The sequence below is a fragment of the Ursidibacter arcticus genome, assembly GCF_009761375.1.
GTDB classification, from domain to species: domain Bacteria; phylum Pseudomonadota; class Gammaproteobacteria; order Enterobacterales; family Pasteurellaceae; genus Ursidibacter; species Ursidibacter arcticus.
Window position 1 is genome coordinate 1 of sequence record NZ_LEKM01000141.1, and the last position, 13303, is coordinate 13303.

General features: G+C 33.4%; 13 protein-coding genes. 2 read left to right on the forward strand and 11 right to left on the reverse strand.

The genetic code is table 11. The features are described 5' to 3' along the window. Nucleotides 1–199: 199 nt before the first annotated feature. The 8 genes from wbaP to A1D25_RS06150 form a co-directional block, all read right to left on the reverse strand. Nucleotides 200–1618, reverse strand: a complete 1419-nt coding sequence (wbaP, locus tag A1D25_RS06115) for an undecaprenyl-phosphate galactose phosphotransferase WbaP (protein ID WP_157394812.1) — start codon at nt 1616–1618, stop codon at nt 200–202. Beyond that, nucleotides 1615–2391 (reverse strand): DUF4422 domain-containing protein, encoded by a 777-nt coding sequence (locus A1D25_RS06120; RefSeq protein ID WP_157394813.1) that lies wholly within the window; start codon nt 2389–2391, stop codon nt 1615–1617. Before A1D25_RS06120 ends, wbaP begins: the two co-directional genes overlap by 4 nt. A gap of 3 nt (nt 2392–2394) precedes the next feature. Then, complete coding sequence (locus A1D25_RS06125) at nt 2395–3312, reverse strand: glycosyltransferase family 2 protein (RefSeq protein WP_157394814.1); 918 nt, start codon at nt 3310–3312, stop codon at nt 2395–2397. Then, nucleotides 3305–3877: a nucleotidyltransferase family protein gene (locus A1D25_RS06130; RefSeq protein WP_157394815.1), complete on the reverse strand. Its 573-nt coding sequence runs from the start codon at nt 3875–3877 to the stop codon at nt 3305–3307. Before A1D25_RS06130 ends, A1D25_RS06125 begins: the two co-directional genes overlap by 8 nt. Before the next feature lie 67 nt (nt 3878–3944). Further along, nucleotides 3945–5096: a UDP-galactopyranose mutase gene (glf, locus tag A1D25_RS06135; RefSeq protein ID WP_157394816.1), complete on the reverse strand. Its 1152-nt coding sequence runs from the start codon at nt 5094–5096 to the stop codon at nt 3945–3947. Between the two features lie 20 nt (nt 5097–5116). After that, nucleotides 5117–6868 (reverse strand): glycosyltransferase, encoded by a 1752-nt coding sequence (locus A1D25_RS06140; RefSeq protein WP_157394817.1) that lies wholly within the window; start codon nt 6866–6868, stop codon nt 5117–5119. A 69-nt stretch (nt 6869–6937) separates the two neighbouring features. Continuing rightward, nucleotides 6938–7672, reverse strand: coding sequence for an ABC transporter ATP-binding protein (locus A1D25_RS06145; RefSeq protein ID WP_157394857.1), 735 nt, complete (start codon nt 7670–7672; stop codon nt 6938–6940). Continuing rightward, a complete protein-coding gene (locus tag A1D25_RS06150) occupies nt 7672–8448 on the reverse strand; it encodes an ABC transporter permease (RefSeq protein WP_205420585.1) in 777 nt (258 codons plus the stop codon). The genes A1D25_RS06145 and A1D25_RS06150 overlap by 1 nt, the downstream gene beginning before the upstream one ends. Nucleotides 8449–8611: 163 nt before the next feature. Between A1D25_RS06150 and erpA the strand changes: the two genes are divergently transcribed. Then, the gene (erpA, locus tag A1D25_RS06155) at nt 8612–8953 is read left to right on the forward strand and encodes an iron-sulfur cluster insertion protein ErpA (protein ID WP_157394819.1); all 342 of its coding nucleotides are present in this window, start codon (nt 8612–8614) and stop codon (nt 8951–8953) included. A 75-nt stretch (nt 8954–9028) separates the two neighbouring features. Here erpA and crr read toward each other — a convergent pair whose 3' ends face one another. The 3 genes from crr to ptsH all read right to left on the reverse strand — a co-directional run bounded on the left by crr (nt 9029) and on the right by ptsH (nt 11699). Then, nucleotides 9029–9532 (reverse strand): PTS glucose transporter subunit IIA, encoded by a 504-nt coding sequence (gene crr, locus A1D25_RS06160; RefSeq protein WP_157394820.1) that lies wholly within the window; start codon nt 9530–9532, stop codon nt 9029–9031. Between the two features lie 72 nt (nt 9533–9604). Continuing rightward, a complete protein-coding gene (gene ptsI / locus A1D25_RS06165; protein WP_157394821.1) occupies nt 9605–11326 on the reverse strand; it encodes a phosphoenolpyruvate-protein phosphotransferase PtsI in 1722 nt (573 codons plus the stop codon). Between the two features lie 115 nt (nt 11327–11441). Then, the gene (gene ptsH, locus A1D25_RS06170; protein ID WP_047975952.1) at nt 11442–11699 is read right to left on the reverse strand and encodes a phosphocarrier protein Hpr; all 258 of its coding nucleotides are present in this window, start codon (nt 11697–11699) and stop codon (nt 11442–11444) included. 319 nt (nt 11700–12018) lie between these two features. Here ptsH and asd point away from each other — a divergent pair, with 319 nt between their 5' ends. Next, complete coding sequence (gene asd / locus A1D25_RS06175; RefSeq protein WP_157394822.1) at nt 12019–13134, forward strand: aspartate-semialdehyde dehydrogenase; 1116 nt, start codon at nt 12019–12021, stop codon at nt 13132–13134. The last annotated feature ends 169 nt before the right edge of the window (nt 13135–13303 follow it).

A 13303-nucleotide genomic window follows, 5' to 3' on the forward strand; every position in this document is an offset into this window, starting at 1 on the left:
CAGACTGATGACAAACCCCAATTTGTTGTATCCAATTAACGGACGCCAGCGTGGCGTCCCTACATAACAAAATAAAATCTGTTATTTTTCAATTAGTTATAACTTTCCTTGTAGGGACGCCACGCTGGCGTCCGAATGAAAAAAGACTTTGTCAATAATCTGAGGTGGACTTTAGTCCACCATTTTGTAACTAATTATGTTAATAAGCGCCGTTCTTTTTCCATACAACTTTAAAGGTTTTGCATAAAATGGCAATATCGTTCCATAAAGACCAATTTTTCACATACCAAGAATCAAAGTAAACTCTAGTATCATAATCAATATTATTACGCCCACTAATTTGCCACAAACCTGTCATACCTGGTTTCGCCATTAGATAATAATCCACATCATCTTTATATCTGGATAATTCTTCTTCAACAATCGGACGTGGACCTACTAGGCTCATTTGCCCTATAAGCACATTAAATAATTGAGGTAACTCATCTAAACTTGTCTTCCTTAAGAATCTACCAATTGAGGTTATTCTAGGATCATTCTTTAATTTAAAATCCTTCTCCCATTCTATTTTTGCTTCAGGACTATTTTTAAGTAATTCAGATAAAACTTTATCTGAGTTAATAACCATTGAACGAAATTTAAAACATTCGAATGGTCTACCATTTTTTCCAATTCTAGTATGTTTATAAATTACATTCCCACCATCTTGTGACACTCTACAATAAATATAGATAAGCAGTGGAGATAATAATAAAATTAACAATAACGAACAGAAGATATCCATTATCCTTTTAATTAATCGTGATGATCTCTTAGCAAGGTTATTATTGATTCTTAATAAAATAACATCATAACTAAAAATAAAAGACATATCTGTACTATAAAGGGGTAATCCTCTTAGTGTAGGAATAACAGAGACTGAACGATAGAATTTCTTAGATAACGTTCTTAACCAACCATCTCTTTGTATATTTTGTTCATCTTCTAATGCTAAAATAAATTGATCTGACTTATTAGTTACTAATTCCCAAATACTTTGACGAGTTTCTTTTATAATAGGAATGCCTAATTTTGTTATTTCATCAATCGGACTATCTGCAATAAAATATTTAATTTTGAAACCTAAATAAGTTTCACTACTCAGTGCTTTATAGGCATCTAGGGCATTACTGCCACCACCAATAATAACTGTATTCTTTAAATACAACCCTAATTTAATTAATAATTTCTTTAATAATATCCGACCTAAAGGAACAATAATCAAAGCGATACTCCACGTTATTACCCACAAGTAACGAGAGAAATAGAGTTTGGAGAATGCTAAACAGGCGAGATCAACAATAGAAATAATAATTAACGTTCTTAGAATTTCTTTTAATTCAAACCAAAATGGTTTGCGATATGTATAATGTCTAAGTCTTATCCAATACCATATTATACAGACAATACTTAATGATAGGTGTAGCAAACCTCGCTCAAAGAGCTGATCCTCTGGTAGATATCTATTCAGATCACCAGTTACCCCATCTAATATTAAAATTGATATTGGGAGTGAAAGTAAACATAAGAAAAGATCACTAATAGCTAGAATATATTTACACAATAATTGGTTATTCATTTTGATTTACCTATTAATTTTCTTTTTAAAAAGTGGAATATTTTCTTTCCCCAATTTTCTCTTTCTATATTAACAACATTAACTTCTTTTATAGAAATATTATTTCTTAATATCCATATATTAAATAGTCTTTCTGCAATAAATCCGAAAACTCTTTTTTGATATATATCATATGAAGTAATGTCAATTTTATTTTCCAACTCAAACAATATAGGGAATAACCACTCACAATAAGCTTGTGTATTTTCTTTATTCATAACAAACATATTATAGAGATGTAGTTTCTTTCCATTCATTACAATATCGAAGTAAGGGAGATAACTAGAATGCTTTTCCGCAATAAGCTCTCTTGTTATCTCAATATCTTTAATAAAATGGGCGTTTTTGTAATGGCTATATATTGTTTCTATATAATAATTTCTCTTTTTAGGAACAATACAATCATAATTCTTTAGATGAGAGATTAATTCATTGTCAGAAGCTATTTTTATACCGTTGAAACTAATTTCCTTTCCTTTAAAATATCGGCGATAATGAACCAACCCGATGTAATAATCTACATCATCAAAAAAATGATTCTTCCAAGCCCAATACAATGCAGTTAATTCACAAAATGATGGGTTCTTAATTGAAATATTATCTCCTGTATTATCACTTAGAATATCTAATTTATCGTTTCGCAAATCACTACCAACATAAATCGGCTGATAGTAACGTTCTAAAGGAAATTGATATGCTTTATGTGTTGCAATGATAATTTTAACTTCATTCATATATTATAAATATTCTCTATGATGCGAAAAATCACCTTTTACACCATGCCAGATACCTTTTAACCCAATTTTTAATTTAGATAAATTAGGTTTAGTAAATAGGAAAAACCAACAAAGTTTAATTATAAAAAGTATAGCTATAACGCTGCCTTTATAATCAACGAGATTTCTAAAATTATTACGAGACATACAATAAAGTTTTAATTTTGAATCTGTATCATTAAATTTCATTAAATTGAAAAACATCGGTGTACCTAATGTTAATTCTTTTGGATGAAAGAAAATAGATTCTACAACAGTAAAAATTTTATAGCCTTCTTTTTTAGCACGCCAAGTATATTCCATATCATCTCCCCAAATAAAATATTCTTTTTTGGGTAATCCTATTTTTGACACCATTTCTCTCGAGAATAAAATACCATTAAATGGCATTACAATATCAGGAATGATATTACTTATAGTATTTTTATTAACATCATCTATTGTTGATAATATTGTGCTACTTTTAGGTAAACGTAGTGTAAATGTGAGTTCATCACTATTATTAATATTTAAAACGAGTGGTCCAATATATACATCAGTATTTATATATGGTATTAATGCGGATAAACTATTTTTCGAAGGTTGTCCATCGTCATCCATTAGCCAAATATAGTCAAAATTACGCTGATATGCAAATTCAATACCAGCATAGAATCCGCCTGCACCGCCTTGATTCTCAGGTAGATTTATTATTGTAAGATGATCGTTATCACACCAACCATTTTCATTTAAGAAATCTATTGTGCCGTCTGAACTCGCATTATTCACCACAACAATATGATCTAATGGGTAAGTTTGATTTTGTAATGCATTTAAGCAATTTAATAATAATTCTTTGCGGTTATACGTTACCACAACTGCACAAATGGAGTTAGCCATAAACCTGATTCACAAAATTACGTTTATATTTAATGTGGCTTTGAATATTTTTTTCAGCATCTTTTCTATCCCAAATCTGTAATTCCCAAGGATAATAGAAGTTGCTAGAATTTTTAAAATAAATATGAATGCCAACATACTCATCTTTATCTCTCAAATACCAATTTTTTAATCCATACTTTTCGTGCCAAGAATCAATTAATTCCATTATTTTCTCAATATCTTCACTTGATACAATAATTCGAGCACCAAAAATATCATTTAAAATACTATTTACAGGATAACCTTCACTACGCTGTTTAAACCGCTCAATTTTGTCTAAAATAGATTCTGAGGCTTTTACACGATAAAAATAGGGAACATCATATAAATTCGCACGAAATAAATAATCATTGATTGACTCATGTAAATTTAAACGGTATGCCAATATATGCTCTGTAGGCACCTTTGCAAAGGTATGTTTCAGATTTACTTTCTCAATTTTTCCTGTTTCAAAATAATCTTGAGAAAAAGCCAAATGTAGTTTATTAATTTCTTCAATAAGACGCTCTATTTTCTCAATCATAGCTTATCTAACCTATAATAAAACCGCTTATAATCTAAATCACAAGCGGTCTAATTTTTATAAAAACTTACACATCCATATTCACGTAAAATGGCTTTAATATGTTACCGCTTTCAAGGGCTACCTTGACTGCATCTGCAACTTCAAGTGCTTCTTTAATGGTTACATCCATATCTAAATAACGATATGTCCCCAAACGCCCTACGAAAGTAACTTTTGTTTCTTGGTTTGCTTTTTCAACATACTGCTGCAATAAAGCTTTATCTTTTACCAAACGAATAGGGTAATACGGAATATCATTTACTTCGCATAAACGGCTGAATTCACGATAACAAATCGTCTTTTCGTGATTCTCCCAAGGGGCAAAATGTTTATGCTCTGAAATTCGTGTGTAAGGTACTTCTTCATCGCCATAGTTAATTACTGCATTACCTTGAAAATCACCTTCTGTACGGAATGCCTCAAAATCTAATGTGCGATAACCTAAGCGACCTAACTCAAAACCAAAATAGGCATCTAACGGCCCTGACCAGAAAATATGCTCAAACTCAGCTTTCATTGATTCTACAAACGGCGTATTTAAACGCACTTCAATATTTTCGTGCTTTAAAATATTTTCCACAATTACGGTATAGCCATCTCTCGGCATACCTTGGAATTTATGTGCAAAGTAATTATCGTCATAGTTAAAGCGTACTGGCAAACGTTTTAAAATGCTTGCTGGTAATTCTTTTGGCTCTACACCCCATTGCTTTTTAGTATAGCCGTAGAAAAATGCTTTATATAAATCTTTACCGACAAAACGCATTGCTTGTTCTTCAAAAGTTTGCGGATCAGTAATTGACATATCCGCTTGGCTTTCAATTAATGCTTTTGCCTCATTTGGTGAACAAGTTTTACCAAAGAACTGGTTAATCGTATGTAAGTTAATCGGTAACGAATAAACTGCACCTTGGCTAATCGTTTTCACTCGATTAACAAACGGCATCCATTCACCAAATTGATTTACATAATTCCATACACGTTCATTATCAGTATGGAAAATATGCGGTCCATAAACGTGAACCATTACATTAGTTTCAACATCACGTTCAGAGTGGCAGTTGCCTGCCAAATGATTACGTTGATCAATAACAGTTACTTGATAACCCTTCTCTGCAAGTTCACGAGCAATAACCGCATTTGAAAAGCCTGCACCGACTAGTAGAAATTTTTTCATCATAATACCTTAATAAATAGTTAGTCTTGTTTAAATTGTTTTTTCCAAAATTCTGTACTGGTAAGTTCATCATAAGATAATTGATATTCTTTTTTCAGATAGTCATAATCTTTATATAGCTTATATGCCACTTTCATATAACGAGCTAAGTAACGGAAGAATTTTCCTTTATCGTGTTCAAGAATAAAACCTTTTTGTGTTGGCCAATGAATATAAAGCACTTTGTTGTAACGATATATCTCTCGTAAATTACCACCATAACCTTTATTTTGCCATACGATTCCTTTTTTGAAGAAGAACTTAGGCAATAAATGGCCATTGAGTGTTGCCCAACGACAAATTTTATTAATTTTACTTTCATTAGGATTTCCCCAAATAACATTAGAAGAAATATTATTTGGAATATCAATGACTTTTTCTGCTGAAATAATCTTCTGAATTTCTGGACGTTTCTCCGACATACTCACATTTTGTTCCCAGAAAATTTTACCTTTGACGACATCTTCCATTGCAAGAATAGATGCCAAACCAGTTTCATATTGATAAGTAAGTAAATTTTTTAAACATAGCTTTGCTGTTATTTTCAATATATCAACAGCCTTACCTCCAACAAAGTTATGAAATTGATGCATTATGTGATATCGAGTATCTAAATAGTGGGGTAATGGACCATTTTTTAATGCGAAGTCTTCTTGCCACGAAGAAATACCATTTAATGATATAATATTAAAATCATGTACTAAGCTAAATCCAGAATCATCTCCTCTGACAAAGTATGGGAATGCATAATGTTTTACTTCTGACAATGGGAAAGCAAAGAACCACCAACCTCCATAATCAATATGTTCTTCTTGCTCATTTATCAACAATGAGTGAATATCTCTTAAATCTAGATTAGGCTTAATCGCACGACACATACCATCAAATTTTGCACCATTCTCAAATTGACGAAACATTTCGGATTCTCTTAGCATAGCTCCAGCAATGGCTGTTTTGGAATCTTTTGCATATTCTAGCAAAGCAATAGTTCTTTTAATTCCTTCAACTTCACAAGAAGCATCATCATCCATAAATAAACAATGAGTATAATTTCCAGATTCTTTTAAAGTCATTAGCCCCCTAGTGAAACCACCTGATCCCCCAAGATTTTCATTTGGAATAATGTTGACTTTGCTAATTTCTGGCAAATTCTGACTGTTATCTACAACATAAAGAGATACTTTATTACTAAAGTTAATATCCTCTAATAGTTCTTTTTTGAGGCGCTCTAATGCAGGTAATACATATTGTTGGCGATTAAAATGGGTAATGACTACACCTAGTAAAACAGTGTTTATAGGTTGTATTGGAGTATTATATGAAAAACTATAAATACTCCCTGATTCTACTGCCTCAAGTTCAAAGGCAAGCATTCCATCTTCTAAATCTTTCCAAAATTTAAGAGGTATAGTTACGGCTGTTAATTCGGAACTTTCTATAAATAATTCATCTAAAATCTTTGAACTAAAATGTAAACGCTTTAATAACCATGTTACCTTAAATTTTCCTTTAAATTGAATTGTAAATGATAAATTATCTATATTTGTGTGATTCTTCCATTTACCTATACTCACACTGTTAAAGTATGTGTCTGTACTTAACTTGCCCATCTTTTCAAATGAGATAAAAGCATCTTTTATATTTACAGAAGAAAATTGATTTAACCTAAAATATAAATCAACTTGCGTACAAAGTGAAAGTTTAGGATAGACACTACTTTGAATAATATGCATTTATTAATATCCTTTATAATTAATATTATGTAAAAATTCTTATTTAATTATTTAGCTATGGCTATGAATTTATGAAAACTCATACAAAGGCATGACATCTTCAGCTTTCCCACAAGCCCTTACTACACCCTTATCAATCCAAATAGCATTTTGGCAAAGCTCTTTTACTTGATCGATAGAATGTGAAACAAAGAGTAGCGTTGTACCACCTTCTAACATTTTCGCCATTCTTTGCTTACATTTCTCTTGGAAAGCGGCGTCACCTACTGCAAGCACTTCATCCACAATTAAGATATCGGGTTTTACAATAGTAGCAACGGCAAAGCCTAAGCGAGCAGACATTCCTGATGAAAAATTTTTTAGTGGCACATCAACGAAATCTTGTAATTCAGCAAATTCAATAATTTCATCAAAATGCTGTTGCATAAATGCTTTTTTATGCCCTAACAATGCTCCATTTAGAAAAATATTTTCTCTAGCGGTTAGTTCACCATCAAACCCTGCCCCAAGCTCAATTAAAGGGGCAATATTACCCTTAACGTCCACAGAGCCTTTGTAAGGTTTTAAAATACCGCATATTAGTTTGAGTAATGTGGATTTACCTGAGCCATTTTTACCAATTAACCCCCAAGATTCCCCTTTTCTTACTTCAAAATTAATATGTTGTAATGCTAAGAATTCTTGAAACATTAATTCGCCTTTGAGCATTTTAATCACATACTCTTTTAAGCCATTATAGTTTTCTGTTGCTTTATTAAATCTAACAGTTGCATCTGTTACTTTAATAACGACATCTTCTTTCATCATATATATAAAATAAACTCATTCTGTTTTTTATTAAAATAACAAGCACCTAAAATTAAAACAATAAATGCTAAACCACACCCCATTAAAATAGATTGTGTATTGGGAAATTGAGCATAAAGTACAATATCTCTAAATTGTTCTATATACCAATACATTGGGTTTGCTGTCTGATAAAGTGCTTGATATTCCTCAGGAATAATCGAGACAGGATAAAAAATGGGAGTTAAATACATCCACATTGAAACAAATACTCCCCATAAGTATTGTATATCTCTAAAAAAGACTGTTGCAGCAGCTAGAAATAAACTAATACCCAAAGAAAATATTAATAATTGTAGTAGTATTACTGGGAAGAAGAGCAAATTCCAAGAAAATGTTGCTCCTGTAAATAACATTACAAGTAATAATGCCCCTAAAGAAAATACTAAATTAACAACTGAGCTACCTACTTTAGATAGGGTAAAAATATACTTAGGTACATAAGTTTTCTTTAGTAATGAGGCGTTACCTGTGATAGAGCCGACAGACATATTAGTCGCTTCTACCATAAAATTAAAGATAACTTGCCCTGAAATAAGGTAAAGAGGGAAGTTTGGTATGTCGAATCTAAATAAATTAGAAAAAACAATGACTAAAACAACCATTAACATCAATGGATTCAAGATACTCCATAGATATCCTAAATAACTGCGTCTATATTTAAGTTTTACATCTCTGATGATTAATTGCTTTAACAATTCATCAAAAGCAAAGAGCTGTTTAAGGTTTACCATACTACCATCGCCCATTAAGCAAAGTTTATTATAAAAAATGGCTTTTAATTATACCTAAAAATTAGCATTCCACCAATGGATTAGTTTTACTCTCTAGTTGCCGTTCTAGTAGAATTATTAGATAATACCCAAATAACTATAAATTTTGATTTAGGACAAGAAAATGAGTGATATCGTTGTCCCACTGACATTCACTGATGCTGCGGCGAAAAAAGTGAAAAGTTTAATTGAAGGGGAAGAAAACCCAAATCTACGTTTACGCGTGTACATCACTGGTGGGGGATGTAGTGGATTTCAGTATGGATTTACTTTTGATGATCAAATCAATGATGGTGATTTGACTATCGAAAATCTAAGCGTAGGGCTAGTAGTCGATCCGATGAGCTTGCAATATTTAATCGGTGGTACTGTCGATTATGTAGAAGGGTTGGAAGGCTCGCGTTTTATCGTGAATAATCCGAATGCTAGCTCAACCTGTGGTTGTGGTTCTTCTTTTAGTATTTAAATAGCTCACACTAAACTAAAGGCAACTTCTAATATATAAATTAGAAATTGCCTTTTTAGTTTTCAGACAATTAGGTTATTTTGTTAGTGTTAAAACAACACTTTCGCCTTTTACAACTTCACCAGATAATTTTTGTAAGTTACTGATTTCATCCATATTTGAAATCACAACTGGTGTTAAAACTGATTTTGCTTTTGCTTCTAACAATGCTAAATCAAATTTAATAACAGGATCGCCAACTTTGACTTTTTGACCTTCTGTGGCGATACGAGTAAAGCCTTCACCTTTTAACTCTACGGTATCAATACCAAAGTGTACGAATAATTCGATACCTTCGTCAGATTCGATAGAAAATGCGTGGTTAGTTTCAAAAATTTTGCCGATTGTACCGTTTACAGGTGCTACAATTTCATCACCATTTGGGCGAATAGCAATACCATCACCGACAATCTTTTCAGAGAATACCACATCTGGCACATCTTCAATATTTACGATTTCACCTGAAAGCGGCGCGAAAATTTTTACTTCTTTTGATACTGCTTCTTTTTTTCCGCCAAAAAGTTTATCTAAAAAACCCATAATTCAAATCTCCATTACTAAATGAACAAAATTCTCATATATTTTATACGAGAATTTTGCATTTGTATCTAATTAGTTCAGCTTTTGATAAAAGGAATTCACTAATTGTTCAATATCTGCTGCTGTTGGTTGAGCAAGAGCCTCATCTGCTAGTGCTTTTGCGTCAGCAAAATTGATGCTACGCACGAGTTTCTTAACGTGCGGAACAGAAATTCCACTCATACTAAATTCATCTAACCCCATACCAAGCAATAATGCGGTAGCACGAACATCACCTGCTAACTCACCACACATACCCGTCCATTTTCCTTCTGCGTGAGAAGCATCAATCACCTGTTTGATCAGATTTAAGACCGATGGTGTCAATGGGTTATAAAGGTGTGCAATAATTTCATTACCACGATCTACCGCTAAGGTATATTGTGTTAAGTCATTTGTGCCGATACTGAAGAAATCAACTTCTTTCGCTAGATGGCGAGCATTTACGGCAGCCGATGGTGTTTCAACCATTACACCAATTTGAATATTTTCATCAAAGGCTTTACCTTCTGTACGAAGTTGCTCTTTTAAGTTTGCAATAATCCCTTTAAGCTCACGGATTTCTTCTACTGAAATGATCATCGGGAACATTACCGCAAGTTTACCAAATGCAGATGCACGCAATACTGCACGCAACTGAGTATCTAAAATTTCACGACGTACTAAACCAATACGCACCGCACGCCAGCCTAGGAACGGGTTCATCTCTTTTGGCAAATCGAGATATGGTAATTCTTTATCACCACCAATATCCATTGTACGAAGTACGACTAACTTTCCTTCCATCGCCTCTACAACTTCTTTGTATGCTTGGAATTGTTCTTCTTCTGTTGGTAAATGATCACGATCCATAAACAAGAACTCGGTACGGTATAAACCAACGCCTTCGCCACCATTGCGTAATACGCCATCGACATCACGAATAGTGCCGATATTCCCAACCACTTCAATACGATGACCATCTAAGGTTTCAGCAGGTAAATCTTTTAATTTGGCAAGTTCTGCTTTTTCCGCTGCTTCTTTTTCTTGTTGAGCTTTAAATTTCTCAACTTGCTCTGCTGACGGATTGATGTGAATTTCATTATTTGTAGCATCAAGAATGAGAAGATCGCCTGTTTTAACCAACGATGTAATGTTATTTGTTCCAACAATCGCAGGAAGCTCTAAAGAGCGAGCCATAATTGAAGTATGAGATGTACGTCCGCCAATATCAGTAATAAAGCCTAAAACTTTGTCTAAATTAAGTTGAGCGGTTTCAGAAGGGGTAAGGTCGTAAGCAATAAGAATTGATTCTTCTTGAATATCACCTAAATCAATAATATGCATTCCAAGAATGTTGCGTAACAAACGATTACCAATATCACGAATATCGCCAGCACGCTCTTTCAAGTATTCATCATCAATTTCTGCTAGCATAGAAGCTTGCATATCAATAATTTTACTTGTTGCCACATCAGCAGTAACCAAATGTTCTTCTACATAGCTTAAAATTTCTTCTTCAAGCTCTTCATCTTCTAAAATCATTAAATGACCTTCAAAGATAGCTTCTTTTTCTTCACCTAATGTACGGCGAGCTTTCTCTTTAATCGCAGTAAGCTGTGCTGCGGCTTTTTCACGACCTGCATAAAACTTTGCTTTTTCAGCATCTACTTGGTCGGCAGAAATTTTCTGCGTATTTAAGATAATTGGTTCTTCTTTTAAAACAAGTGCTTTACCAAAAACAACACCTGGGGAAGCGGCAATACCAGTAATCATAATTGAATCCTTGAGTATAAATTGAAAAATTGTGCATAGCACAAAACGACCCCATCGTTAATAATTACTTCATTTGAAGTAAGAATTAACGATAAAGTCGTCGATAAAATAACTATTATTCTAAGGTTGGAATTAAATCCACTAAGAAATCAACGGCTTTTTGCTCATCTTCGCCTTCGGCAGAGATAGTAATAACAGTGCCTTGTGTTAAGCCTAACGTTTGTAACTTAAATAAACTTTTTGCACTTGCACTTTTGCCACCTGAAGTGACAGTTACATCCGAAGCAAAGCCTTTTGCCGCTTTAACAAATTCTGCCGCAGGGCGAGTATGTAAGCCATTTGGTGCAATAATCGTAACGTCTTTTGAGTACATTTTCGTTTCCTCTTTTTAAATCAAATAGTTAAGTCATTTACGTCTATTTATAGAAATACAACGCTATAAAATGGTGCTTACTCTACTACAAAACGTACAGAAATACACGATAAAACAGGTCAAATAAGTGATAATTTACGAACTGATAGCATTTATTTTAAACAATAAAGAAATTCATTTGAGCCATCTCAAACTTTTGTGTTCGTTTTATTCAGAACAGAATTTAATCAGTAATTTTTCATTGCATTTCCCAGCAAAATCTTGTATTTATCCATACTTTACATTTCAAACACAACTATTAACTTTTTAGGAGCATAAAATGCAAAATGTCGGTTTCGTCGGATGGCGTGGTATGGTGGGTTCTGTTCTTATGGATCGTATGGTTCAAGAGAATGATTTTGCAAACATCAATCCAGTTTTCTTCACTACTTCACAAGCGGGTCAAAAAGCCCCTGTTTTTGCAAATAAAGATGCAGGTGAATTAAAAAATGCGTTTGATATCGAAGAATTAAAAAAATTAGATATTATCGTAACTTGCCAAGGTGGAGATTACACAAATGAAGTTTATCCAAAATTAAAAGCAACAGGCTGGAATGGGTACTGGATTGATGCAGCCTCCGCATTGCGTATGCAAGATGATGCGATTATCGTACTCGATCCTGTAAACCAACACGTTATTGATGAGGGTTTAAAAAATGGCATTAAAACCTTCGTTGGTGGTAACTGTACGGTTAGTTTAATGCTAATGGCAATCGGTGGCTTATTTGAACGTGACTTAGTTGAATGGGTTTCTGTTGCAACTTACCAGGCTGCGAGCGGTGCAGGTGCAAAAAATATGCGTGAATTACTTTCACAAATGGGCGTGTTAGAAGCATCAGTTAAAGCGGAATTAGCAGATCCTGCCTCTTCTATTTTAGAGATTGAACGCAAAGTCACTGCAGAAATGCGTGCAGACTCATTCCCAACAGACAATTTTGGTGCACCATTAGCAGGTAGTTTAATCCCTTGGATTGATAAACTATTGCCAGAAACAGGGCAAACCAAAGAAGAATGGAAAGGCTATGCAGAAACCAATAAAATTTTAGGTTTAAGTGCAAATCCAATCCCTGTTGATGGTTTATGTGTGCGTATTGGTGCATTACGTTGCCATAGCCAAGCATTTACCATTAAACTGAAAAAAGATTTACCACTGGCTGAAATTGAACAAATTATTGCAAGCCATAACGAATGGGTAAAAGTTATTTCAAACGACAAAGAAACCACATTACGCGAATTAACACCAGCGAAAGTAACTGGTACGCTAAGTGTTCCTGTTGGACGTTTACGCAAATTAGCAATGGGGCCTGAATATTTAGCAGCCTTTACCGTTGGTGACCAACTATTATGGGGTGCTGCGGAGCCTGTTCGCCGTATTCTCGTTCAATTAGTTAAGTAATTAACACAATCAAACAAGCGGTTGGTTTAGCAAACTATTTTACAAATTTAATAAGCTAACTGATCTGCACCCCAAAAGTTGGACTAAATAACCAACGAATTAAGGTGCAGATTTTTTATGACAACATTCAAGGTGTAACGGACAAAATGGTTGCTAAAAAGTGCGTTAA